Origin of the sequence: Sphaerospermopsis sp. FACHB-1194 (genome assembly GCF_014696235.1) — a bacterium.
Taxonomy (GTDB): Bacteria; Cyanobacteriota; Cyanobacteriia; order Cyanobacteriales; family Nostocaceae; genus Sphaerospermopsis; species Sphaerospermopsis kisseleviana.
In genome coordinates this window covers 11,932-36,944 of sequence record NZ_JACJPU010000026.1, presented here as the reverse complement: position 1 = coordinate 36,944, position 25,013 = coordinate 11,932, and the positions used below count along the sequence as shown (strand labels likewise).

24 protein-coding genes are annotated in these 25,013 nt (G+C 35.5%); 13 read left to right on the top strand and 11 right to left on the bottom strand.

Annotated elements, in window-relative coordinates:
* Positions 1–4: 4 nt before the first annotated feature.
* From H6F45_RS15660 to ileS, 3 genes are all read right to left on the bottom strand, one after another.
* The gene (locus tag H6F45_RS15660) at positions 5–610 is read right to left on the bottom strand and encodes a Uma2 family endonuclease (protein WP_190347650.1); all 606 of its coding nucleotides are present in this window, start codon (positions 608–610) and stop codon (positions 5–7) included.
* Between the two features lie 63 nt (positions 611–673).
* Entirely contained in the window at positions 674–1,261 is a 588-nt protein-coding gene (locus H6F45_RS15655) for a Uma2 family endonuclease (protein ID WP_137668868.1), read from the bottom strand.
* Positions 1,262–1,414: 153 nt separating this feature from the next.
* Positions 1,415–4,297, bottom strand: coding sequence for an isoleucine--tRNA ligase (ileS, locus tag H6F45_RS15650; RefSeq protein WP_190347649.1), 2,883 nt, complete (start codon positions 4,295–4,297; stop codon positions 1,415–1,417).
* Positions 4,298–4,800: 503 nt separating this feature from the next.
* Here ileS and H6F45_RS15645 point away from each other — a divergent pair.
* The gene (locus H6F45_RS15645; protein ID WP_190347648.1) at positions 4,801–5,874 is read left to right on the top strand and encodes a protein kinase; all 1,074 of its coding nucleotides are present in this window, start codon (positions 4,801–4,803) and stop codon (positions 5,872–5,874) included.
* Positions 5,875–5,950: 76 nt separating this feature from the next.
* Here H6F45_RS15645 and H6F45_RS15640 read toward each other — a convergent pair whose 3' ends face one another.
* Positions 5,951–6,493, bottom strand: coding sequence for a transposase (locus tag H6F45_RS15640; protein ID WP_190347647.1), 543 nt, complete (start codon positions 6,491–6,493; stop codon positions 5,951–5,953).
* A gap of 156 nt (positions 6,494–6,649) precedes the next feature.
* Between H6F45_RS15640 and H6F45_RS15635 the strand changes: the two genes are divergently transcribed.
* From H6F45_RS15635 to H6F45_RS15625, 3 genes are all read left to right on the top strand, one after another.
* Positions 6,650–6,892: a DUF4926 domain-containing protein gene (locus tag H6F45_RS15635; RefSeq protein WP_190347646.1), complete on the top strand. Its 243-nt coding sequence runs from the start codon at positions 6,650–6,652 to the stop codon at positions 6,890–6,892.
* 61 nt (positions 6,893–6,953) lie between these two features.
* Positions 6,954–8,147, top strand: a complete 1,194-nt coding sequence (locus H6F45_RS15630) for an AAA family ATPase (protein WP_190347645.1) — start codon at positions 6,954–6,956, stop codon at positions 8,145–8,147.
* A complete protein-coding gene (locus tag H6F45_RS15625) occupies positions 8,147–8,371 on the top strand; it encodes a hypothetical protein (RefSeq protein WP_190347644.1) in 225 nt (74 codons plus the stop codon). The genes H6F45_RS15630 and H6F45_RS15625 overlap by 1 nt, the downstream gene beginning before the upstream one ends.
* A gap of 374 nt (positions 8,372–8,745) precedes the next feature.
* On the opposite strand, the gene H6F45_RS15620 is transcribed toward H6F45_RS15625, so the two are convergent.
* Positions 8,746–10,110, bottom strand: a complete 1,365-nt coding sequence (locus tag H6F45_RS15620; protein ID WP_190347643.1) for an NAD(P)/FAD-dependent oxidoreductase — start codon at positions 10,108–10,110, stop codon at positions 8,746–8,748.
* Between the two features lie 282 nt (positions 10,111–10,392).
* Positions 10,393–11,178, bottom strand: coding sequence for a Ycf66 family protein (locus tag H6F45_RS15615; RefSeq protein ID WP_190347642.1), 786 nt, complete (start codon positions 11,176–11,178; stop codon positions 10,393–10,395).
* 239 nt (positions 11,179–11,417) lie between these two features.
* On the opposite strand from H6F45_RS15615, the gene gndA reads away from it, so the two are divergent.
* The 3 genes from gndA (at position 11,418) to H6F45_RS15600 (ending at position 16,056) form a co-directional block, all read left to right on the top strand.
* Positions 11,418–12,848 carry an NADP-dependent phosphogluconate dehydrogenase gene (gene gndA / locus H6F45_RS15610; RefSeq protein ID WP_096568110.1) on the top strand — a complete coding sequence of 477 codons (1,431 nt, stop codon included), beginning with the start codon at positions 11,418–11,420 and terminating at the stop codon, positions 12,846–12,848.
* A 900-nt stretch (positions 12,849–13,748) separates the two neighbouring features.
* Entirely contained in the window at positions 13,749–14,384 is a 636-nt protein-coding gene (locus H6F45_RS15605) for a hypothetical protein (protein ID WP_190347641.1), read from the top strand.
* A gap of 25 nt (positions 14,385–14,409) precedes the next feature.
* A complete protein-coding gene (locus tag H6F45_RS15600) occupies positions 14,410–16,056 on the top strand; it encodes a hypothetical protein (RefSeq protein WP_190347640.1) in 1,647 nt (548 codons plus the stop codon).
* Positions 16,057–16,157: 101 nt separating this feature from the next.
* On the opposite strand, the gene H6F45_RS15595 is transcribed toward H6F45_RS15600, so the two are convergent.
* On the bottom strand, positions 16,158–16,988 hold the full coding sequence (locus H6F45_RS15595; protein WP_190347639.1) for a 3'-5' exonuclease: 831 nt from the start codon (positions 16,986–16,988) through the stop codon (positions 16,158–16,160).
* Between the two features lie 317 nt (positions 16,989–17,305).
* Between H6F45_RS15595 and H6F45_RS15590 the strand changes: the two genes are divergently transcribed.
* Positions 17,306–17,614 carry a hypothetical protein gene (locus H6F45_RS15590; protein WP_096568114.1) on the top strand — a complete coding sequence of 103 codons (309 nt, stop codon included), beginning with the start codon at positions 17,306–17,308 and terminating at the stop codon, positions 17,612–17,614.
* 113 nt (positions 17,615–17,727) lie between these two features.
* Here the strand turns inward: H6F45_RS15590 and H6F45_RS15585 are convergent, their stop codons facing one another.
* The 3 genes from H6F45_RS15585 to H6F45_RS15575 all read right to left on the bottom strand — a co-directional run bounded on the left by H6F45_RS15585 (position 17,728) and on the right by H6F45_RS15575 (position 20,679).
* Positions 17,728–18,006, bottom strand: a complete 279-nt coding sequence (locus H6F45_RS15585; RefSeq protein WP_190347638.1) for a DUF3226 domain-containing protein — start codon at positions 18,004–18,006, stop codon at positions 17,728–17,730.
* A 2-nt stretch (positions 18,007–18,008) separates the two neighbouring features.
* Positions 18,009–19,097, bottom strand: coding sequence for an ATP/GTP-binding protein (locus tag H6F45_RS15580; RefSeq protein ID WP_190347637.1), 1,089 nt, complete (start codon positions 19,095–19,097; stop codon positions 18,009–18,011).
* A gap of 61 nt (positions 19,098–19,158) precedes the next feature.
* Complete coding sequence (locus H6F45_RS15575; protein WP_190347636.1) at positions 19,159–20,679, bottom strand: pentapeptide repeat-containing protein; 1,521 nt, start codon at positions 20,677–20,679, stop codon at positions 19,159–19,161.
* A gap of 125 nt (positions 20,680–20,804) precedes the next feature.
* On the opposite strand from H6F45_RS15575, the gene H6F45_RS15570 reads away from it, so the two are divergent.
* The 4 genes from H6F45_RS15570 (at position 20,805) to H6F45_RS15555 (ending at position 21,798) form a co-directional block, all read left to right on the top strand.
* On the top strand, positions 20,805–20,996 hold the full coding sequence (locus H6F45_RS15570; RefSeq protein WP_187040035.1) for a type II toxin-antitoxin system HicA family toxin: 192 nt from the start codon (positions 20,805–20,807) through the stop codon (positions 20,994–20,996).
* Complete coding sequence (locus H6F45_RS15565) at positions 20,996–21,211, top strand: type II toxin-antitoxin system HicB family antitoxin (protein ID WP_187040036.1); 216 nt, start codon at positions 20,996–20,998, stop codon at positions 21,209–21,211. Before H6F45_RS15570 ends, H6F45_RS15565 begins: the two co-directional genes overlap by 1 nt.
* Before the next feature lie 72 nt (positions 21,212–21,283).
* Positions 21,284–21,481, top strand: coding sequence for a DUF2281 domain-containing protein (locus tag H6F45_RS15560; protein ID WP_187040037.1), 198 nt, complete (start codon positions 21,284–21,286; stop codon positions 21,479–21,481).
* Positions 21,466–21,798: a type II toxin-antitoxin system PemK/MazF family toxin gene (locus H6F45_RS15555; protein ID WP_187040038.1), complete on the top strand. Its 333-nt coding sequence runs from the start codon at positions 21,466–21,468 to the stop codon at positions 21,796–21,798. The genes H6F45_RS15560 and H6F45_RS15555 overlap by 16 nt, the downstream gene beginning before the upstream one ends.
* Before the next feature lie 41 nt (positions 21,799–21,839).
* Here the strand turns inward: H6F45_RS15555 and alaS are convergent, their stop codons facing one another.
* Positions 21,840–24,599 carry an alanine--tRNA ligase gene (alaS, locus tag H6F45_RS15550; RefSeq protein WP_190347635.1) on the bottom strand — a complete coding sequence of 920 codons (2,760 nt, stop codon included), beginning with the start codon at positions 24,597–24,599 and terminating at the stop codon, positions 21,840–21,842.
* Positions 24,600–24,786: 187 nt separating this feature from the next.
* Here alaS and H6F45_RS15545 point away from each other — a divergent pair, with 187 nt between their 5' ends.
* Positions 24,787–24,954, top strand: coding sequence for a type II toxin-antitoxin system HicA family toxin (locus H6F45_RS15545; RefSeq protein WP_347237737.1), 168 nt, complete (start codon positions 24,787–24,789; stop codon positions 24,952–24,954).
* The last annotated feature ends 59 nt before the right edge of the window (positions 24,955–25,013 follow it).

Genomic DNA, 25,013 nt, shown 5'->3' with positions numbered 1-25,013 from the left:
TTGATTACCAAATCTCTGTTAAATCTAAAATAAATCCTGGTAAAATATCCTCTCCATTTAATGTTTGGGGATGATCTAATTCTTCCACAGGTTGAATAGGACGATAAATATATACTTTCTGTTGTTTCCTGTCAATTAACCAAGCTAATTTCACACCATTTTCTATATATTCTTCCATTTTTTCTTGTAGTGTTTTCAAGCTATCTGTTTCAGAACGCAACTCTACTACAAAATCAGGACAAATTGGCGCAAATTTCTTTCTTTGTTCTGTGGGTATTGCTTCCCATCTTTCCTTTTTTATCCATGCTGCATCAGGAGAACGCACAGCACCATTAGGTAACGTAAAACCACCACTAGAACCAAAACCTACACCTGTACCATCTTGTTTTGTCCATGTCCATAATTGACCAGTTAAATTAAAATTGCGTTCATCTGTTTCTGAACCGGTAGGTGACATAATTAATAAATCTCCAAATTGGTTACGTTCAATTCTAAAATCACGGTTTAATTGACAGAAATCGAAAAATTGATCATCAGTCATGATGATATCTGGCTGCATTTTTATCACCATTGGCAAGATTTCTGTAACTGTGGGTGTTTGTGTGTTCATAGGTTTATTTTTGGATGTGGAAAATGAGGATGCAGATCCGTTGATTGATTAATCATTAATTGATTACCAAATCTCTGTTAAATCTAAAATAAATCCTGGTAAAATATCCTCTCCATTTAATGTTTGGGGATGATCTAATTCTTCCACAGGTTGACTAGGACGATAAATATATACTTTCTGTTGTTTTCTATCAATCAACCAAGCTAATCTTACACCATTTTCTAGATATTCTACCATCTTTTCTTGTAATTTTTTTAAACTATCATTTGGTGAACGTAGTTCAATTACAAAGTCAGGTGCAATGGGAGCAAATTTTTCTTGTTGTTCAGGTGTTAAACTTTCCCAGCGTTCTTTTTTTACCCAAGCAACATCAGGAGAAACATCTTTTCCATTAGGTAATTTAAAACCCGTGGAAGAATCAAAACCTTTACCTAATTTGGTTTTTTTATTCCAAATTCCTAATTCTACAACAATATCAAAATTACAATTTCCTGTATCGCTACCTGTTGGTGGCATAATTATTAATTCCCCTGATGCTGTGCGCTCAAATCTTAAATCTCGGTTATTGCGACAAAGTTCTAAAAATTGATCATCTGTTAAATTGAGGTTTAATGTTAGTCTAGGAGGTAAAGTTGTTATAGCAGTGTTCATGATGTTTACCTCAATATGTTAGGTTTTGATTGATCCAGTTGATAATCTTGTGAAAAATGAGGATGCAGATCCCCGACTTCTGATGTGAATTTATCATTTGTTTACAAGATTAAAAAAGAAGTCGGGGATCTTAACCACCTACATTATATGATACTAAAATTCACCAGCTAAGGCAGGAACACAGCGTTCACAAAGTAAAGGATGTGCTTCGGATTCTCCTACATGAGTAGAATAATTCCAACAGCGATCGCATTTCTCACCGTCTGCATTTACTACCCCAATAGTCCAATCTTCTGTGGTTGCTGTATATTTCACATCAGCAATTTTGGCAGCATCATCTACTATTTCTACCTGAGATGCTAATAATAAATATCGCAACTCATCCACACCATTACCCTTTTCAGGATTGAAACCTTTGATAGCTTCACATAACTCTTTGTGAGGGATATTTAATAACACCTTTGCTTCCAAAGATGAACCGATCATTTTTTCTATCCGCGCTTGTTCCATCACTTTATTAACATCAGTGCGGAGTGAACGCAGAGTATTCCAAAATTCTGCTAATTCTCCATTGTCCCATTCATCCTTAACCTTAATCCAACCAGCTTCAAACACTGATTTATAAGGAGTTTGATAGGGGATAAATTGCCAGATATCTTCCGCAGTATGACACAAAACGGGGGCGATCGCTCTTGCTAAATTTTCCAATGCAATCTGCAAAACCGTTTGACAACTGCGACGACGGAAACTATCAGCAGCACTGATATATAATCTATCTTTGGCAATGTCTAAATAAAAATTAGACAAATCCACAACACAGAAATTCTGTACAGTTTGGAAAAAACGGAAAAATTGGAAACTATCAAAAGCAGTTGTCACCTCATTAAATACCTCACGGATACGGTGCAACATATACCGATCCAAATCAGGTAATTCTTCAAAATCAACTGCATCTTTTTGAGGATCAAAATCATGCAAACTACCCAACAAAAACCGTGCAGTATTGCGGATTTTATTTCTCACATCAGCTAATTGTTTAATGATGTTACCACCCAAACGCACATCACCAGAATAATCAACTGAAGACACCCACAACCGCAAAACATCTGCACCATAAGCAGGTTCTTTTTTCTGATCTTTTCCACCATTAATAATGATTTGTGGATCAACCACATTACCCACAGATTTACTCATTTTCCGGCCTTGTTCATCTAACACAAAACCATGAGTTAAAACTGTTTTATAAGGTGCAATTCCATTTACCGCAACACTGGTTAACAGCGAAGATTGAAACCATCCCCGATGTTGATCAGAACCTTCCAAATACATATCCACAGGATAACCTAATTCTGGTCTTTGCTTCGCCACAGCTGCCCAAGACGAACCAGAGTCAAACCACACATCCATTGTATCTGTACCCCGGCGGTACTTGCGCCCATTACTGCGGTAGGGTTCGGGTAACAACTCCTCAACCGACAACTCCCACCAAGCATCAGAACCCTTCTCTGCAATGATAGCTTGGATGTGGTTAATGGTATCTGCATTCAGCAACGCTTCCCCAGTTTCCTCATCATAGAACACAGGAATGGGAACACCCCAGGAACGCTGACGAGAGATACACCAGTCAGAACGTTCTGCAACCATCGGTGTAATTCTATTCTCACCTTGTGCGGGAATCCAACGCACAGATGCGATCGCCTTTAAAGCATCTTCCCTAAATCCTGCCACAGAAGCAAACCATTGTTCAGTAGCGCGGAAAATCGTCGGTTTCTTGGTTCTCCAATCATAAGGATATTTATGAGAGTATGCTTCCTCTTTCAACAAAGAACCCGCTTCTGTCAGCGCGTCAATAATTGCTTGATTACCATCACCCAACACATTCAAGCCAGCAAACTTACCAGCCTCATCCGTGAAATTACCATTATCATCCACCGGTGCAAGAATCGGCAGACCATAACGCTGACCCACAATGTAATCTTCTTGACCATGACCAGGGGCAGTATGCACCAAACCAGTACCAGAATCAGTAGTGATATAATCACCACCAACCACCACCGGACTTTCACGGTCAAAAAGCGGATGACGATAAGTGCAGTGTTCCAAATCCTGACCCGCAAAAGTTGCCTTCACCGTCAACTCAACATCCAAAGTTGCAGTCAACCTTTCTACCAACTCCGCCGCCACGATCAGATACTTGCATCCTCTCTGCGCCTCTGCGTCTCTGCGTGCCACCTCAACAACCGCATAATTCAACGCCCCATTCACAGCCACCGCCAAATTACCCGGTATCGTCCAGGGAGTAGTTGTCCACACAGCCACGCCCAAATCAGGCAAGAACGGCTCTAAAACAGATTTTAGCTTTTCGGACACCTTCACCACCGGGAAAGCGGCGTAAATACTCCGAGAAACGTGACCTTCAGGATATTCTAACTCAGCTTCCGCCAAAGCGGTTTTAGAACTAGGACTCCAGTGTACAGGCTTTAAACCACGATAGATATATCCTTTTAAGTACATTGCCCCAAAAACGCCAATTTGCGCGGCTTCGTATTCTGGTTTTAAGGTCAGATAAGGATTATCCCAATCACCCCACACCCCATAGCGTTTAAAGCTTTCTCTTTGTTCATCTACGGTTTTAAGGGCGAACTCTTTCGCTTTTTGGCGCAATTGCAAAGGTGTAAGATTTTGCCGTTCTGCTGATTTCATGTTTTGCAGAACTTTTAACTCAATTGGTAATCCGTGACAATCCCATCCTGCAATGTAACGAACCTTATGACCTTGTAGGAGGTGATAACGGTTAATAATATCTTTGAGAATCTTATTTAAGGCATGACCAATATGCAACTGGCCGTTAGCATAGGGGGGACCATCGTGCAGTATAAATAATTCGCCTGGGTTTTCTTGAGAGAGGCGAGAATAAATGTTGTTTTCTTCCCAGAATTTTTGGATTTCGGGTTCGCGCTTGATTGCGTTTGCCCGCATATCAAAGTTAGTTTTGGGGAGGTTAACGGTATCTTTGTATTTTCCAGTTTCGGTCACAGTTTCATGCCTAAGATATGTTTGCAGTTATTTGATCAATTATAAGAGATGGTATGATTGTGGGATGAGGTAATCGTAGGTTGGGTTGAGGTACGAAACCCAACACCTCATATTTATATAATGTTGGGTTTCACTTCGTTCAACCCAACTTACGGAACTAAAGTTTTAGTTTCGCGCAAAAGTACAGAGGCGATTTCATTTTTTGTCAGGACTTACGCAAAAGGGAACGAAAGTAGGGGTAATTCATGAATTACCCCTACGCAAGAATAAGGTTTTCAGTCACATCTTGCGTAAGTCCTATTTGTGTATCCTCTATATATACTAATGTGTTCATTTTTGAAGATTTGTCACAATATTTTTATACTTAGTAACAAAATAATATGAAAGTTAATCATTAAAGTATTTACACTGATACTAAAATCTAGTTATAATTTGTTAGCAATTTTCTATATTCAAATGACTTTTTAGCAGCCAAGAGTTTGTACATAGGGAGAAACAAAAATATGGAATATTCAAAAATATATACAGGCGAAAATGATGAAAGTATAGACTATTTATATAATCCAGCAAGAGGAAAATTAAAATTATTAGCTTTCAAATATTTTGCAACTATTAAATCTACTCGCAATAGAACCTATAAAATTATTGATTTTCTGGGAAAAGGGGGAAATGGAATTGTTTATTTAGTTATGTGTGTTGATGGAGAAAAAAAAGATTATAAAGGGCAGTTTTTTGCATTAAAACTATTTCAAAATGTCAGAGATACAGAAAGAACAAAAAGATTTTTTAAAGAAAGTTTGATTCTAAAACAACTTGATCATCCTTCAATTCTTAAACATTATGACAATGGGGTTTACTATTATAAGGAGAATGAGCAAGACACAGGTAAGAAATTTCCATTTTTTATAACAAGCTATATACCTAAAACTTTGCATAATATTATGGCAAAAGATGATATATCATTCTTAGAAGCATTAATTTACAGCATTCAATTATTGTCAGCATTAAAAGAAATTCATGGAAAAGGAATTATCCATCGTGATATCAAGCCAAAAAATATTTTTATCAATGGTAAAACCTCTATTTTAGGAGATTTTGGTTTGATGAAACAAACTGGAAATGATTTGATATATCGAAGAGAATTTGTATCCGATCTTGATTCTTTATGCTATGGACAAGCTCTTCTTTATAGAAGTCCTGATATAATAAAATATGTTCAAGAAGAAGATGAAATAACAACTAAATCTGATATTATTCAACTGGGCATAGTAATATCACATATGTTTACTAAAAAAAATCCACAATATTCACAATTTGAACGTCAATTAACTCCTCGTGAAAGATATTTACAGCCTATTGAATGGTGCAATAATGAAAACAGATGTGGCTTGAGTGTAAATAATAATAGTGATAAAAAAATTTCTGAATTACTAAATGCCATGTTAGATGATCAACCAGAAAACAGACCAGATGCTAACACTGCATTATCTGAGTTCATGGAAATTTTTACTAATTATGCAAAAGAAGAAATAAGCATAAATATAGATGAAATAGATAAACAAATTTTACAATTCTAATTGTAGGTTGGGTTGAGGAACGAAACCCAACACCTCACATTTAGATAACGTTGGGTTTCATTTCATTCAACCCAACCTACTCGTTACCAATATCATCATCAAAAATAATATCCTCATCTGCACCCCACATCATGTCATAAATACCTTGACGCACAGCACGATGAAAACTTGAATATTCCCAATCTTTTGGTGCTGTTACTAAACCATGTTTCACAGGATTATAATGAATATATTCAACATGATTTTTAAAATCTATTTCATCTCTAATTAAATGCTCCCAAAAACGATATTGCCATATTGCGCGTTGTTTTTTCTTTTTCCTAGATAAAGATATATGTTCTGGTACAATAGTTTCACATTTACGACTAAAATAACTTTTAATCAAACGCCAACGAGTTGAAAAATTATGATCATTTTCTGGTAATGTCCAAATACAATGGAGATGATCAGGTAAAATAACAACAGCATCTATAATAAATGGATATTTTTGCATTACATAACGAAAAGCATCTCTTAATAAAGAAACATTTTTTGGTAAACATAATATTTTCTGTCTTTTTTCTGTCACCACTGTAAAAAAGTATATTCCTCCTTCCACCCTGGCGCGGCGATATTCCATAATGTAAATAACCTTTGAGAAAAGTGATATTTATATTTATTTTAACTTGTAGGTTGGGTTAAGCGAAGCGCAACCCAACACCACAGATAAAAATATTATAATAAATGTTGGGTTTCGTTCCTCAACCCAACCTACAAATATTGGAAGTTATAGAAAATGACTAAAAATACACCCCAATTACTAGACATAGTAGCACTTACAGTTGATTTACCTGAATATAATTTGTTACGTGGTCAAGTTGGTACAATAGTGGAATTATTAGCCGATAGTGCTGCTTTTGAAGTAGAATTTAGTGATAGTAATGGACAAATATATCAATCTGTTGGTTTACATCCAGAGCAAATTATGGTGTTACATTTCGATCCAGCACCACCTAATTTAGTATCGGAAGCAGAATAATGAACCACCGCTATCGGATATAATAAGTAAAGTTAACAATTAAAAGGAGAGATTATTATTAATGCCTAATAAAATTAATCATTTACATATCAAAAATTTTCGCTCTCTTGCAGATATTCATATTACACCTGATTCTCTAAATATTCTCTTTGGTCCCAATGGCGCAGGAAAATCAACATTTTTAGATACGATCTGGTTTATTAGAGATTGTGCAATTAGAGGTGTGGACTCTGCCGCTTCTTTTAGAGATCATGGTATTGGTATTCTTTGGGATGCAGCTAATACAACTGATAATATATTAATTTCCATAGAAGATGAATCAACTAAATATGAAGTCTTATTTGGTTTATCTGCTGGTAGGATAGAACCTTTTGTTGGTGAAAAATTAGTTAAAAAAATTAATAATGAATTACTAATTGATAGAACTATAGGTAGTGATAAAGCCACATTTTATCATCTGGGTATGGGACAAGATAAAACTACCATAACTCTTAGAGAACCAGAAAAATTAGCCCTCACTAGCTATGTAGCTTTTGGGACAAGTGATATAGCTGCTTTAGAATTAGATAAATTATTACGTGCTGCTCGTTCTTATCATTTAAGAAGTGCTTCTTTATTTAATTTGAGAAGATCAGGTTCAGAATCAGAAGCAGGTGATAGATTACAAGATAGATGTGAAAATTTATGGTCTGTTTTGAGAAATTTACATGATAGAAGAGTGATTGATGAAAGATACGACACTATCATTAATTTTATGAAAGAAAGTTTCCCTAGTTTTGATGGTTTATATTTTGAGCAAACTGGGAGAAATGCGGTTTATGCTAATTTTTTAGATAAAAAAAGACGCAAACCAATTCAAGCATCAGGAGTATCTGATGGACATCTTCAAATGTTAATTAATCTGACTGCTTTATTTTCTGAAAAACCTAATGGTTATTCATTAATTTTATTATATGAACCTGATATATCTTTACATCCTTGGGCGTTAGCAGTGTTAGCTAAAGCTGTGAAACTCGCTACAGAAAAATGGAATAAACAGGTTTTTATATCAACTCATTCTCCTGTACTCATTAGTCAGTTTTCACCAGAAAATATATGGGCAATGGAACTTGATGAAAATGGAAAAACTATGATGAAACGGGTTAGCGAAATAGAGGAAATACAAGATTTATTAGAAGATTATGCCACAGGATCTTTGTATATGGCTGAAGCTATCGCACCTCAAAGTAAAGCTTTTACTGAGGAGTTAAAATAATGAATCAAGAAAATGTAAATAGCAACCAACCATGTTATTCGGGATTTGAATTTGGTTTATTTGTAACAGGAGAAACTGAAGAACAGCATCTACCAGGTTTATTTAAAATTTTGATGGAAACTGGTATATGTACATTTAAAGTCATACGTCGTATTGGACAACTCAACCCTAGAACTTCTACTAAAAAACATACAAAATATCTTCAACTGCTGCTGCGGAAATGATGCGTTCCTATTATGAAACAGAAAGCAGTTTAACAGAATTTGTTGATACTTGTAATGAAGATTTTTATGAGTACCAAGATTATGCGTAGAGGTGAAATTTGGCTGTATAATGCTGATCGAATGAAATTAGCAAAACGCGACCTTGTATTATTGTTAATAATGATGATATAGGTACTTTACGCTTAAAGGTTATTGTACCTATTACCGGATGGAACGAAGTTTTTGCAAAAATTATGCCCAAATTACTAGACTTAGTAGGACTTACAATTAAAATACTTAAACCCGCCATAAGTCTCACACTAACAGATCAAGTGTTGAGATTAATGACGGGTTTCTCTATCGGCTTCAAGGTACTGGTAATAACTACAAAAAACCTAAACCTTAACTGGCTGTTTGACGGTTTCTGTCGCCTGATAAGGATGAGAATTGTTAATAGGTTGTGGTCCTAAGAAAGCTTCCTTACCTGTAATCAATCGAGAACGACGATTACGAGTAATATAATTCCATGCCCACTGAATTACCACTACCATCTTAGTATCAAACTCAATTAAGAAATAGATGTGAATTACTAGCCAAAATACCCAAGCAATAAAACCTGTAAGTTTCAGAAAACCTAAATCTACTACCGCTAAATTTTGCCCAATCATTGCTAAACTACCAACATCGGTGTAATGGAATGGTGGCAAAGTATGACCATGAAGCCGTAGTAAAATCAACCCAGCAACATATTCTCCTTGTTGTTTAGCTACAGGTGCAACACCGGGTAAAGGTTTACCAGTTTGATGGGAGAAATTAGCTAAATCTCCAATCACAAAAATGTTTTTGTAACCTTTAACAGTTAAGTCTGGTTCTACAACTACTCTACCGGAGCGATCGCATTCTACACCAGTACGATCTGCTAAAACTTTCGCCATTCCAGAAGCTTCAACACCAGCAGCCCATAATACAGTTTTGGCGCTAACTTGTTGTACTTTATCACCTTGTTTGAAAGTAACAACATCATTTTCAATATTTGTCACCCTGGTTTGGGTTTGAACCATCACACCCAATTTTTGTAAAGATTCTGTTGCTGATTGCGATAATTCTGGTGAAATATGAGGAAGAATGCGATCGCCACCTTGCAATAATAAAATTTTCGCTTCTGAAGTGTCGATATTGCGGAAATCTTCTTGCAGGGTTTTATATGCCAACTCAGCGATCGCACCCGCTAATTCTACCCCAGTAGGACCACCACCCACAATCACAAAAGTCAACAAAGCACGGCGTTTTTCAGGATCAGTTTCATTTTCTGCTGCTTCAAATGCAGAAAAAATCCGCCGACGCATTTCTATCGCATCTTCTACAGTTTTCAAACCAGGAGCTAAGTCTTTCCAATTATCTTTCCCAAAATAAGAATGGTTAGCACCTGTAGCCACAATTAAAGTATCATAAGGTACGATTTTATCACCCACAAATACCTTTTGTGTCTTCGGATCAATATTATTTACTTCTCCCAGCAAAACTTTTGTATTTTTACTTTTTCTGAGAACAGCACGCAAAGGAGAAGAAATATCAGCAGGTGATAACGTACCAGTGGCAACTTGATATAAAAGAGGCTGAAATAAGTGAAAGTTCCGTTTATCAATGAGAGTAACCTTTACATTTCTATTAGCAAGAGATTTTGCCGCATACAGTCCACCAAAACCACCACCAATGATGACAACCTCATGTTGTTTATTCTTTTCAAGTGAAACAACCATAAGAAAATATTCCCTTTTGTTAAGAAGCGTGTAACTTTTCTTAACAAATATGTAACAAAGTTATAAGATAGTTTGCCGTTTCTTAGAAAACACTTGACAAAATAATAAAAGTAGTTAAAGTAACTAAATTTGTAATAATTCAGTATTCAGTATTCAGGAGTTTTTTATTTTGGATTTTGGATTTTGGATTTTGGATTGTTTTTGTTAAGTCCAATCTAAAATCTAAAATCTAAAATCTAAAATCTAAAATTTTCTTCCCCAGTCCCCACTCCCTGCCAATACCTAACTACCAATTCCTTCACTGGGTGGTAATTTTTCCGGTGGTGCTTCTGCTGGGGGAGCAAGTACAGCATCTGGGGCGACTTCCTCAACAGAAATATGTGGTTTTTCCTCGGTTTCCTCTTGCGCTTGTGCGACTAACTCAGGAGTCGGAGGAGTTGGATGTGTCACTTCTGAAACAGTTTCAATTTTGGCTTCAGTTTTGGTTTCAGTTTGACTAACTTCCTCACTGACTTCTGCTGTTGGTGTAGCCGTTTCAGATGCAGGAACAGTTACCACTTCCATTGGAGATGTTGTTTGGCTTGGTTGTTCTGCAACAAGAGTAGTCTGATCAACAATTGTCACAACAGGTTTTTCTGGAGGTGCTACTGGTTGTTTATTCCCTACTTGTTGTACCTTACCTTTAACACCACTAAAAACATTAGCAATTAACGATGATAACTGTCCCAGCTTTTCCTGTAAAGAAAACTTAGATACCTGTTCTTGAATACTCACTTTAACTAACTCAGGACTGGGAATAGGCGTTTGTTGTACCTCTGGTGTAAGTTGACGACGCAGAGAAAGAGTTTGCCAACCAAACCACACCAAAAGCGCCACACTAGCTATATGACCCAGTAATAAACCCCCAGTAATGCGTGATGCAAAAATCCATAACACCAAAGCGTAAAATAAACCTACACCACTCCAGATAAAATCATTCTTGCGGTGAATTTCCGGGAAAAAGAAAGCAGCTATGTAAATAGCTACACTGCCAATTCCCACTACTAACGCTAGGATATAGGCGAGCATTTTTTTAACTCCTTACAGTTTCTCATCTGCCGTATTTCCATTTTGCGAATTTTGTTATTGATTTGTCATTGAATTGTTGACTCAGATACAAATCAAAACCAATTCTTGGTGTTAGATGTGATTTTTGCCATTTACCTCAACTCTTAATGTCTTCTTTAGGAGTGAAGCCAAAATCTCGGATTACCCTTAAAGATGAAAGCATCTGCAAGAGTTAGCCAAACCCAAAAAACATTTGAACTATGACACTACAAAGCTTTGGTGTGATTGGATTAGCCGTTATGGGCGAAAATATCGCTCTAAACGTTGAGCGTAATGGCTTCCCAATTGCAGTTTACAACCGCTCTCGTGAAAAAACCGATGCCTTCATGGCCAACCGCGCTGGAGGACGGAATGTTAAAGCAGCTTATACCCTGGAAGAATTTGTCGCTTCATTAGAACGTCCCCGCAAAATCTTAGTCATGGTGCAAGCTGGTAAACCTGTTGATGCGGTAATTCAACAGCTTAAACCCTTACTGCAAGAAGGTGACATCATTATTGATGGTGGTAACTCTTGGTTTGAAGATACCGAAAGACGCACTCAAGAATTAGAACCCACTGGTTTACGCTATATCGGTATGGGTGTGAGTGGTGGTGAAGAAGGCGCGTTAAATGGTCCTTCTCTCATGCCCGGTGGTACAAAAAGTTCCTATGAGTATCTATCCCCCATTTTCAACAGAATCGCTGCACAAGTTGATGATGGTCCCTGTGTAACCTATATTGGACCTGGTGGATCTGGTCACTATGTAAAAATGGTTCACAACGGCATTGAGTACGGCGATATGCAGTTAATTGCAGAAGCCTACGATTTGCTGAAAAATGTCGGTGGTTTGAATGCTGCACAGCTACATCAAGTATTTGCAGAGTGGAATAAAACCGACGAACTCAATTCATTTTTGATTGAGATTACCGCGAATATTTTCCCCTACGTTGATCCAGAAACCAAGATACCTTTGGTTGATTTAATTGTTGACGCTGCGGGACAAAAAGGAACTGGTCGTTGGACCGTACAAACTGCTTTGGAATTAGGCGTTGCTATTCCTACAATTACTGCTGCTGTTAATTCCCGGATTCTCTCTTCTATTAGAGAAGAACGGATTGCCGCATCTCAACAATTAACTGGTCCTGCTCCCACAATCTTTAAAGATACAAGAACTTTTGTGAACATGGTGCGGGATGCACTTTATTGTTCCAAAATCTGCTCTTATGCTCAAGGTATGGCGTTAATTTCTACCGCTTCTCAAGCCTATAATTGGGGTCTGAATTTGGGTGAAATGGCTCGAATTTGGAAAGGTGGTTGTATTATTCGCGCTGGTTTCTTGAATAAGATTAAGAAAGCATTTGACGAAAATCCAGCATTACCTAACTTATTGTTAGCACCTGAATTTAAGCAAACAATTCTGGATAGACAAGCTGCTTGGCGGGAAATAATTGTTACTGCTGCTAAAATGGGAATTCCTGTTCCTGCTTTTAGTGCTTCTCTCGATTATTTCGATAGCTACCGTCGCGCTCGTTTACCTCAAAACTTGACTCAAGCACAACGGGACTACTTCGGCGCTCATACTTACAAACGTATTGATAAGGAAGGAACTTTCCATACTGAGTGGGTTCCCATTGCTGAAGCTAAGAAGTAAGTTGTTTTTAGTTAGTTACGATTGATGTTAGGGGCGGTAAAACCGCCCTTAGTTGTTAGATTTGTATTGAGTATGATGTATAATAAGTTAATTACTGGGTTATTGCTACTGCAAGCGATCGCCTCTAAATAAAGATTTTCTAATCAAATAAAATAATCAAATTAGGAAATAGTAGAATGCACATCAGTTATAGATTGAATGCTAACGAACTGAATAACAATTTTCTGGATAGTTTATAAAACTTTATTAATGATAATCAAATAATAAGCAAATTAAATTAACGTAAAATTTAGGAATTACTTAGTATTTCCTCTGATTGCTACTGTCGGAAATGATCACTAAGCCAAAAAATCAATATATTTTTAATCTTTAAGCTTGATAAATTGTAAATTTACTTAAATTTAAAAAACACAATTAAACAAATTGGACAGTATTTATAACTAGATTGCAGCAATCAACACTTCGGTTTTTACTGAAATAAACTTAAAAAGCAACTAAAAAATTACCTCAAGAATCAGCTATGATGTGCTTGCAATTATGGTGAAATGTGATTATCATGACATTAGATAGGTGAATTGCGACATCAAGCAATAAAACACATATCAGTTATAGCAGGAGTCAGGAGTCAGGAGTCAGGAGTAAAAACCTCTTGTGGTCAAAGTTTGATAATAATAGACCTCTCCGAAAATAATGGTAGGGACAATTCATGAATTGTCCCTACAAGGATTTCAGGTGATGCAGATTTAATTAACGGAGATGTCTAATGATAATAAATTGATGTCCTAACTACTCTGTATACAGCTATAAAAGACCATTGGCGAAAACAGGATAAATCATATCTTGCAGTATTCCCAATCATGAAAGAGCAAATAAGTTCACAGTCAAGATCACATTAATACGATGAATAATCCAACATCCAAACCCATAATCAAACGTCAAGAAGAGACTGTATTTGAACGTCCCAAGAAAAAAGGAGATCAAAGCAATTTTCGCTCTTTAAAAGAAGCATTTGCCATAGAAACTTTAGAAAAAAATCCTTGGGGACAATTTTTATTATTTATAGAAGAAAAATATAAAGATTTTACACCCCGACCTCATGAAGAATTGGCACAGAAAGCGAAAATCATCCAAAACGCTATTCGCATCTTGATCGAACATCATCAAGAGTCTTGGGGTGAAATATTAAGTATAATTCCCCAATCAGAAAAAGCGGAAGCAGATGAATTTTATCAGGAGATTTCCAGATATAAAAGACTCACCCCCCAGGAAGTTTATCAAGCATCACAGACAGCTATTCAAGTTATACTTAATCACGATAAATATGGTTTTGTAGATGGCAAGATAGATGCTGAGAGAATTAATCGTAAGACTCAACTGAATGAAGCGATAGATTACTTTCATAACAATCAAGATAAAACTTATTTTATTATTGCCCAACTACCAGAATTAGTTCCTGAAGATGCTAAACCAATGTTTGCAGCATCAAAAGCTTTTCAGCAAATAATTGCCGCCGGTCTAAATATTAGATCGTCGTGATACTTTTGTTGTTCCTGTTTTGGATGTGCTATTAAAAACGAAAGATCGGTTAGGAACTGTACCAAAAGTAGATGCTATTTTGCTCAATGGGGGGATGACTTATTTTCCCTTAATTCGGGAACGTTTAGAAAGACTTTTACCAGGAACTCTGATTTTATCACAAGGAAATCCAGATTTAGCTGTTGCTCGTGGTGCGGCACTTTACGCTTCTGGGACAATCAAAGGTGAAAATATTAATCCTACAAGTATTTGGCTGGAAGTACAAGATCCCAATAGTCAAGAATCAAAACTGGAATTATTAATTCCTCATGGTCAAAAATATCCTTATCATGCAAATTTAAGTGGATTTCGTTTACCAGAGGAAACAGGTTTGATTGAATTTAAAGTTTGGGTAGGTGAAGGTTCAAAACCAAACCAAAATACAACTTTACAACGCAGACGCTACGTTAATACCGATGAAATTAGGGCTGCTAATATTCAACCTGGAGATTATTTAAATCTGGAAGTTGAATATACATTTGATGAGCAATTGTTACTAACATTGGTACATCGTGATCGTCCAGATTGTCGGTTTAAATTAGTAGTTGAAGATGAACCCAAAAACCCTCGACCTACACCTAAACCAACAGGAGCAAGTGTTAAACCTCCTATAGATACTACATTAATACCTGATATTCCCCGCGCACGTATAGGTAGCGAACCAGATCCTAGTGTTCTGGTACAATTTACCCAATGGGGTAGAGTATCATTAAGTCTTTCTCAATCAGGATGGGAAAATGCCAGAGTTCAGCAGGAAAGAAAACGTCTAGAAAACCAAACTCGTCAAGCCGCAAATCGTCTATCAATTGTTCAAAGTTTGCTGCAATGGTTAGAACAAGGAAGTAATACTAAACCTGATTTGCAAAGAACAAGACAAATAGTAGCAGTGATGGCTTTATCCAATATTATCCAAGTTCTACCTTCTGATGCTGCTGACTTTCAAACTAGAGAATTGGAACAAAGATATCATAGTTGGATTTTGCGAAAATTTGAGTCTGGGTTATCTCAATTGCTATCTAATGATGAACTATATTCAGCGATCGCCCATACTCCTGGTAAACTTTTGTGGTCAGATTTTGGCGAGTTAATTTATCAACAATTCTCAGAAATATCAAACCAAGCTCGTGCGGTTTATTTACTTAACTCTTTTGGAATTTGTGCTGAACCTTCTAGCAGAAATATCACTAGATTACAGTCTATTATCCAAGCTAATCAACATTTAGCGTTACGTCAAAAAGCTTTTTGGGCTTTAGCGAGAATTATCAGTCTTGGTCAACCCAAGGAATGGCGAGCTACAATACATGATGTGGAAAAAGTAGCATATTTTGTTTTAGATCAGCTAAAAAATCGCATCACTGAACCACAAGTTGCTATTGATGCTTTAGTTTGTTTGAGTCAATGTTTGTTGTGGCATCTTAAAGGACATTTATTACATGAGAGAATTGTCAATGATATTTCATCACTAGGAAAAATTTATCTACCTTGTAAAAGTAAGATGATAGATTTTCCCCAAATTGGAAAGAACTTTCATAAATATTTGGTTCTGATAGAGAAAATGACGAATATCGAAACAGTTACGGAGGAAGATGGACCGGAAATAAAACGTTTTTTAGAATTGGTAAATAAAACATAATCTCAATAAAGTTTGCTTTTTATACCCCCGAATATCTTGGGAAAAAGGGACTAAATTTCTCAAAGTCACTATTTTCCCAGGGTATAAATAAAGGTATTCCCTCAAGAGATATGTTTCCTATTGTCTGAATTATGCATCGCTTTCCAAGCTCTTTTCAAAACTTTCTTAGTAGATAGTGAAAAATCTCCTTTGTTTATCATCCAGTCATAATAACCGGGATCTTTGAAAAAAACTTCTAACAAACTTTGACCTTTATATTTACCAAAGTTAAACAAAATAGCTTGCTTCTGTTCATCATAAATCAATTTATTACTAGGATCTAAAAAATTAAATGTAGTCAACTGACTTAAAACTTTAATATCATTAGTAATTGGTACAGGAACAGGAGAACCATCATTACTATATTCTACATTTTCATAACGTTCAATTTGTGCTTTAAAAACTTGATAGGTAGCACAAATATCAATTGCTGCATTATGCGCTCCCTCTAAATCTTGACCACAATAAAACCTATAAGCTGCTCTTAAATTGCGTCGTTCCATGATGTGAAAGATAGTTTGCACATCTACTAAATTTCTCCCTGATAATTTTAAACAAAGTCCTGCACGTAAAAATTCTTCTACCAGCAGAGGAATATCAAATTTATTGGAATTAAAACCAGCTAAGTCACTATCATCAAGAAAATTTAAATAGTCAACAGCAATTTCTGAAAATGTCGGTGCATCTTTTACATCTTCATCATAAATTCCATGTACTAATGAAACAGTAGGAGGAATAGGAATTGTGGGATTAATTATCTGGTTTTTCAGTTCTTCCCTTCCATCGGGAAATACTTTGAGGATAGCAATTTGTACAATTCTATCTTTGATTATATCTACTCCTGTGGTTTCTAAATCAATAAACGCCAGTGGTTTTAATAAGTTAAGTTTCATAAGGATTTGGGATTCTATATAATTGGTGTGTAATAATTGGTGTGTAATTTGACAAATAGATTATACGCAATTTGCACTTCCACTAGAACGTCGATTCAGTAATGCTAGGTAATCTGTTTTTACCTTGTAGGGGCGAAGCATTCGGGTGATAACCTATCGCTGAAACCAGTTCATATTCTGTCTGAATGCTTCGCCCTTACGGTTATTCGCCCTTACGATTAATGAATCGGTGTTCTAGGAAACTAATTAGAAAATAATTATATCACATTCCGTTATAATCAAGATCATACTTTACCAGGTTGTGAAGTTTTAAAAATATGAGTAATGAAGATAAAGCAAGGATGGATAAAATGGAAAATCAGCTTATTGATATGCGATTAGCGGTAAGTGCTTTATTGGAAACTGCTACTCATCATCAGCGTAATTTTGATACGATTCAGCGTAATTTTGAAACTATGCAGCGTAACTTTGATACTTTGGTCTTGGAAATTAGAGATATGCGTTCTGATATGATGCAGATGCAGTCTGAGATTAGAGAAATACAGATGGATGTGCGGGGTTTGCAAACTGAAAATCGGCGGATTCTTGATATTTTGCAAAATCGTCCTCCTGAACAGGAATCTTAATTTTTAGTGAATTTTAAATTAGTGAATTTTAAATTAGTGACTTTTAAATTAGTGACTTTTAAATATGTATTTTTAGATCCCTGACTCCTTTAAAAAGTTGGGGATATTTTTAATCACAAATCATATAACTCTTTAAACCAATTGATAAACCCCTGCACTTTAGGATTGTTGGGATTTAAAATATTATACTTTATAGCTTGATGTATTTGTCTCCCTGGTTCTATGAGATCAGAAGTAATATTTTCATAACCTCCACATTCTTGAATTGATATAATTGCTTCTTCTTTCTTATTACCCCAGAAAATCCCATTTTTTTCAATTAATTCTGGTATCACTCGTAAATCATCTTGACCTTCAACTAATAATTTTTTAGGTTTATCATTTTTTGCCATTGCTAACGTACCTCCAATTCTCTTTCCGCAGCAATGACCATTTGAGATTCATTGAAAACTATACTTTTTGATTTATCTTTCTCAATTCTATGAATCCTAATACCATCATCAGTGACATTTTCTTGTTCTGCAATTTCAGCTAAACTTTTCCAACAATCACTATTATGGGTAGTTGCAAAAACCTGGACATTTAATTTTTTCGCTGTATCCCAAATCATTTTCCACATACCGGACATTGTAGTAAAATGAAGTCCGGTATCTATTTCATCTACAAATAAATAACCATCTTTAGCTGATACTATAGATAATGCAAGTCCTAATATTCGCCAAATTCCATCTCCCATACTGCCAATTGGTACGCGCTGATTAGTATCTCCAAGAAGTACAACAAAACCACTTCGTGAATATGGCGAATATCTTAATCTTTGAGGATTAACCGCAGCAATACGTTGAATTTTTGAATCTATTTTATTTAGTGCTTGTTCAATAATTTTTTCATCAGGTGTTAGTACCACTTGATTAAATAACTCTATCATTTGATCAGTTTTTAAAGATGATGATGTAATAAATAGTGTTTTTGGTCTTGGGTTTTTAGCATTTGTACGAAATTTACGTATATGAAATACAGGAAGTCCACCATTAGATGATAAAGGTAATATGAAAGTTTCATCTTCTAATTCAGGAGTCCAAGAAACTCTAAATTGAAGTTCTTGTAGTTCATCTGGTATTTTTTCATCACTAGGAGATAATTCTATGGATAAACTCAGTTTATTTTCATTATGATCTATAATAGATAATTGACTTCCTGGTTCAATTTCTTGACCATAAAACAAATGACGAATATCAAGCTCTCCATCTCTTCCAATTTCACCTTCTCTCCTCAGTTCATCATCATAAAAATATTCACTGCGGTTATTCATTCTTTCACGCAGTATTTCTAAATTACAACGTGAGCAGAAAAGTTGAACAGCTTCTAGTATTGATGTTTTACCGCTATTATTTTCACCAACCAGTAAGTTAATTCTTCCTAGTTGTTGAAGTTCAAAAGATTTGAAGCAGCGAAAGTTCTCTATTTTTATACTTTTTAGCATGGTTTTTAAGATGCAGATAATAGAGAAATAATGACTAATTTGATTATATCAGATCCCTGAATTATTCCAACAGTTGTTTATCTGTCCAATTACATTGTTCACAATGATATCTTAGCGCATCCTGTTGTTTAGTAGCATCTTCACCAGTTAAACAACTTGCTATTTTTATTCCTCTAATATCTTGATAGTCTTTCGCTATTTGTTCAGATATTAATACTTCTCTGGTTATTGGATGAATAGCTATGATGTGTGCATCAAAAAGTCTATGCAAATCTACTCTCAAAAGTAAGCCATTAGCAACATCATGAGAATTAAGATCCCGATAGGGAATAATATGTGCTGCTTCAATAATTTGTTCAATGTCACAACCACTAATTAAACATCTATAACCATAAGTTTCTTTTAGTTTTTCTTTAAATTCTTGTTGTCCTGGTCGTGGTGGTGGTGATTTTTCTGTTTTAACTTTTTTCTTGGTTAATAATTCTATCCATTCAGAATTATGATACTTTTTAATTTTAATATCAGCTTCATGGATCATTTGTGCAGTTTTGGGATTAAATCCTTCAGGAAATTTAGTTTCATCATTATAAATTGCTCCTATTAAATCTGCTTTTGTTAAATCTGCTCCCTTGAGATTTGCACCTGTTAAATATGCTTTTCTTAAATCTACCCTCCAGAAATTTGCATTTTCTAAATTGGCTTTCGTTAAATTAGCATCATCTAGACAAGCACCTGCTAAATTAGCATCTTTCAAATCGATCCCAGCTAGATTTCTTCCTATTACTTTATTATTAATAATTTCCCAAATTAAATAATATTTTTCATTAATCTTAGTATGTTCATCAAGAATAACATATTTCAAACAAGCACCATCCAAACAAGCGTTTGTTAAATCAGTGCCTGATAAATTTGCATGATCTAACCATACATCACGAAGATTTGTACCATTAAGATTTGCACTATTAAGATTTGCTCCTCTCAAATCTGCATTTTCTAAATTTGCGTTTTCTAAATTTGCTCCACTTAAGATTACTTGTACTAAACTTGAGCCATATGTACAGAAACGAAAAAAGTTTGCATTACTGAAAAAATTTGCATTAGTCAGATTGACTCCAGCTAAGTTAGCACGATCTAAACGAGAATTAGTTAAATTAACTCCAAAGAGATTCCTTCCTATTGCTTTATTATTAATAATTTCCCAAATTAAATAATATTTTTCATGGATTTTAGTTTGCTCATCAAAAATTGCATCTTTTAAAAGAGCATAATCTAAACAAGCATCCGTTAAATTAGCCCCAGATAGGTTTGCCTCAGTAAAATCTACACCAGTAAGGTTTGCACCAGTAAAATTTGCACCAGTAAGGTTTGCACCAGTAAAATTTGCTCCTTTTAAATTTGAAGAACTTAAATTAATTTCCGTCAATATTTTCTTGCTAAAATTTGTAGTGCTAATTTTCACTGAACGTCTTTTAGAGTTTGTCGAATAAATTGCGTATAATTCTTTATTACTAAAATCTCTCTCACCTTTTTTATAGCGTTTTAAAAGTTCTCTATCTTTCATTTCTACTTGACTAGAAATCATACAATTCCTTAAACTAACTTAATAAATAACATTCTCTATTCTGTAGATTAAATATATTATACTTAATAAATTAGTGTTTTTACGCTTAATTTATCAAATTACTAATCACGCTATGATAGTAAACAATGAAGGTTAAAGAAGTTCTCAAAATCCTAGAAGATGATGGTTGGTATATAGATCGCATTAGAGGTAGTCACCGTATCCTCAAGCATCAGATTAAATCGGGTATTGTGGTAGTAGCGGGTAAACTTAGTAAAGACTTAGCAGAAGGAACTCGAAAGAGCATTTTTTCCCAAGCACAACTGGAGGACAAATAATGAACAATTATGCAGTAGTCTATGAATGGGCAGGTAGTAATTATTCTGCTTATGTTCCAGATTTACCGGGATGTATTGCTTGTGGTGATACTCTACAAGAAACAGAAGAACTGATTAAAGAAGCTATAGAATTGTATTTGGAAGTGTTAAAAGAAGATGGAAAACCTATACCCAAACCTTCTACAAAAGTAGGTCAAGTTGCAGTGAATATATAAATCTAATTACTTTATACTTACTGCTGAATTTGATATGATATTTATTGAGAGTTAGAAAATAGTGAAAATCCAATGACAATTAAAGAGCAAATTACGCAAGAATTAGAAAAACTACCTGAACCTGTGTTACAAGAGGTTTTAGATTTTGTGCAGTTTTTAAAAACTAAAAAACAACGAAAAGAGATGTTAGAAATTACGATTATGAGTGAATCTTCACTGGAAAAGGATTGGTTAAAACCAGAGGAAGACGCAGCATGGCAGAATTTATAAAAGGTGATGTTGTAATCGTTCCCTTTCCATTTTCAGATTTAAGTCAAACCAAACGTAGACCAGCTTTAGTTATTGCTACACTTCAGGGAAATGACATGATTCTTTGTCAAATTACCAGTCAATCTGTCAGTGATAGATATGCCATTGGATTAGATAATTCTGATTTTAACTCAGGTGGGTTAAATCAGCAAAGTAATATTAGACCCAATCGGCTTTTTACTGCTGATAAACAAATTATCCTATATAAAGTAGGTGAAATAAAATCTGAAAAATTAACAGAAGTGATTAACAAAATTTTTGAGATTATACAGTATTAGACAAATCCCCGACTTCTGTTAAAAAATCGGGGATCTAAATTCTATTTCAACCCTGCTAATAAATCATTTTTCGCAGTTTCCAAAGCTTGCGGTAACTTACTTGCATCCCTTCCCCCAGCTTGCGCGAGATTGGGTTTTCCACCACCACCACCACCGCAAATTTTCGCTACAGCACCTACAAATTTTCCTGCTTGGATTCCTTTTTTATTCACTTCAGAACTAAAAGCAGCAACGATACTCACTTTTCCCTCTTCAGGAATAGAACCTAAAACCACTGCACCATTACCGATTTTTTGCAGTAATCTTTCCGCAGCAGCTTTTAATGATTCTGCATCAACATCTTCCAGTTGAGCAACAATAATTTTATGTTCTCCTATTGTTTCAACTGATTGTAATAATCCTTCGGATTTTTGAATTGTTAATTGATCTTTAATATCATCCAATTGCTTTTGAATTGCTTCTATATGACCAACTAACATCTTGCTTTTACTAGCACTTTCCGATTTTTCCAGTACAACATCGGATTTAACAATTGCTATCTCCGCTTTTAGTGCTTCTATTAGTTTGTGACTATTAAGCAGTTCGGTTTGTAAAGTTGTGATTCTGTCGGGTATTTCTTCCGGTTTAATTTTAAAGCGAAAACACAAATCTTTAGTTACTTGATCTCGCACATTTAAATAATCTAAAACCGATGCACCAGAAACCGCTTCTATTCTTCTCACTCCTGAAGAAACTCCCGCTTCAGAAATAATTTTGAAAACGCCAATTTCCGCAGTATTATTAACGTGAGTTCCCCCACATAATTCCATGGAAACACCGGGGAAATCAATTACTCGTACTTCCTCACCGTATTTTTCACCAAACATTGCCACTGCACCTCTAGCTTTTGCTTCTGCTAAAGGTAATACTTCAATTTTAGCAGCATGGGCTTCAGAAATCCAAGTATTTACTAATTCTTCAACTTGTTGAACTTCATCCGCAGTTAAAGCGCGAGGACAGTTAAAATCAAACCGCAAGCTATCAAAAGAAACTAAAGATCCTGCTTGGGAAATTCCTTCATCAACAACTTTCTTTAATGCAGCTTGTAATAAGTGGGTTGCTGTATGGTTAGCTTGAGATCGACGACGACAAGAAGTATCAATTTGGGCGGTAATTTGATCACCGATTCTAATTGTACCTCGTTCAATTTTACCAAAGTGAACAAAGAAATCAGATTCTTTTTTCACATCTTCAATTCTGATTAAAATTCCATCACCGGAAATATATCCTTTATCTCCAATTTGTCCCCCTGATTCCGCATAAAATGGGGTTTTATCCAAGACAATTTGTACTTCTGTACCTGCTTCTGCTTCTTCTTGGGAAATACCAGCAACTAACAAAACTTCTATTTTTGCGGTTGCTACTAATTGATTATATCCTAAAAATTCGGTAGAGTGGATATGTTCTGCTAGTTTATCCAAAGAACCTTGTACAGTTAAATCAATGGTTTCATGTGCTGCTTTTGCACGTTCTATCTGTTTCTGCATTTCTGCTTTGAAACCATCAACATCAACTGTTAAATTCTGTTCTTCAGCAATTTCTTGAGTTAGTTCTAATGGGAATCCGTAGGTATCATATAAGGTAAATGCACTTTCTCCGCTAAGGTCAGTTAAACCTTTTTGTTTTACCTCTTGGATGATTTCTGCTAACAGCTTCTCACCTCTTTCTAAGGTTTTCAAGAAATTAGCTTCTTCTCTGGCTAATTCTGCTTTAATAGCTGCTTCCCTTTGGCGCAAATTGGGGTAAACTGATTCAGAAAGAGAAATTGCAGTTTCTGCAACTTGGTTAATAAATTCCCCAGAAATTCCGATTAATCTACCATGTCTAACCACGCGACGAATGAGACGACGTAAAATGTAACCTCTACCAACATTAGAAGCACGAATTTGATCAGCAATCATGTGAACTACGGAACGAACATGATCACCAATTACTTTTAAAGAAACTTTGGTTTTTTCATCACTTTGATGATAGTCAATTTTAGCAATATTCGCCGCAGTTTCAATAATCGGGAAAATCAAATCTGTTTCATAATTATTAGGAACTTTTTGGAGAATTTGCGCCATTCTCTCTAAACCCATTCCGGTGTCAATGTTCTTATTTTGTAATGGGGTGAGGTTTCCTTCTGCGTCCCGATTATATTGCATAAATACCAAGTTATAAAACTCGATAAATCGGGTATCATCTTCTAAATCAATGTGATCATCTCCCTTTTCTGGGTGAAAATCATAATAAATTTCTGAACAAGGACCGCAGGGACCGGTGGGACCAGAAACCCAGAAGTTATCATCTTCTCCCATGCGTTTAATGCGTTTTTCTGGAACTCCAATTTTATCCTTCCAGATGTTAAATGCTTCGTCGTCTTCTTCAAATACACTAACTACTAAACGTTCAGGAGGTAAACCAAAAACTTGTGTGGAAATTTCCCAACCCCAGGCGATCGCTTGTTCTTTAAAATAATCACCAAAGCTAAAATTACCTAACATCTCAAAAAATGTATGATGGCGTTTTGTCCGTCCCACATTTTCGATATCATTGGTACGGATACACTTTTGAGAAGTGGTAGCGCGTTTAAATTCCGGTGTGCGCTGTCCTAAAAATATGGGTTTAAATGGTAGCATCCCCGCTATAGTTAGCAGTACGGTGGGATCTTCCGGTACGAGGGATGCACTGGGGAGGGGTTGGTGTTCCCGTTGGGTGTAGAAGTCGAGGAATAAAGCGCGAATATCGTTACCGCTAAGATACTGGGGAGTTGAAGACATGAGTGTTTAAGAAATCAATTTTAATTAGTTGGTCAGTTCTGCAAAAAGCATCATTACTATTTATTAGTTATGCCATAAAATTAGAGCTATGGTTAGCTTTCACCATCTTTTGTATAGAGTGTTCTATTGCTCCTTGGTATCAAATTAACATCCATTGAGATACCTTGATAATATTTATGTTCAAAAAATGCCTAAAAAAATCAGAGAATTAAAAAGTCTACTTAAAAAAGCTGGGTTTATTTACCGTTCAGCAAAAGGAAGTCATACTCGTTGGTATCATCCTTTATTACCAGAAGATCCTATTACTATTTCTGGAAAACTGGAAAAGATGGAGATGATGCTAAACTGTATATAGAAAAAGAAGTTAAAGAAAAATTAGCGAAATTAACATCAATTCAAAAAGAGGAGTCAGAA